Origin of the sequence: Acinetobacter sp. TUM15071 (assembly GCF_008980925.1) — a bacterium.
Taxonomy (GTDB): Bacteria; Pseudomonadota; Gammaproteobacteria; order Pseudomonadales; family Moraxellaceae; genus Acinetobacter; species Acinetobacter dispersus.
The window spans coordinates 1-758 of sequence record NZ_BKGB01000040.1; the positions used below are offsets into that span (position 1 = coordinate 1).

The window sequence follows — 758 nt, forward strand, 5'->3', positions numbered from 1 at the left end:
CTGTCAAACTTCGCATCTTTCAACAATTCAATCTTGATGCCATCTTCTGTGGTACGTGTAATCACGTTCTCACCGCTGGTTTTGTCTTCTGCTGTTGCAGCATCAGCTCCACCGACGATATTTAACTTATCACCCAACTTACGATGAACATCAGCACCTGCATTACCTGCAAAGTTCAGGCCTTTGTTTTCCAACTCAGTCTTGGTGTTATCAATCTTGGTATTCAGTTCTGTTTTGGTGTTATTGATCGTGTTGTTTAACTCAGTTTTGGTATCTGTGATCTGAGTCGTTAACTGATCTTTAGTATCCGTGATTTGGTTACCCAAGTCTTTCTTCGCGTCATCTAACTTGTTGTTGGTATCTGTGATCTTGCCATCTAAACCATCTTTAACATTAGTTAACTGGTCAACATTGACTGCATCTTTACCATCTTTACCATCAGCAACATTGCTAATGACCTTGTTACCTGCATTGATGCCATCTTTAGTGATGCTTGGACCATCTTTGATGGTTAAGCCATTGTTGTTCAATACAGTGTCGCCAGTGGTAATGCTGTCGAACTTCGCATCTTTCAACAATTCAATCTTGATGCCATCTGCTGTAGTACGTGTAATCACGTTCTCTCCGCTGGTTTTGTCTTCTGCAGTATTCGCATCAGCTCCACCAACGATATTTAACTTGTCACCCAACTTACGATGGACATCACCGCCGGCATTACCTGCAAAGTTCAGACCTTTGTTTTCCAACTCAGTCTTGGT

The 758-nt window shown here is 41.8% G+C and carries 1 pseudogene; it reads right to left on the minus strand.

The features are described 5' to 3' along the window. Positions 1-758: pseudogene (locus GBI66_RS19105) on the minus strand (cell surface protein); the annotation flags it as partial.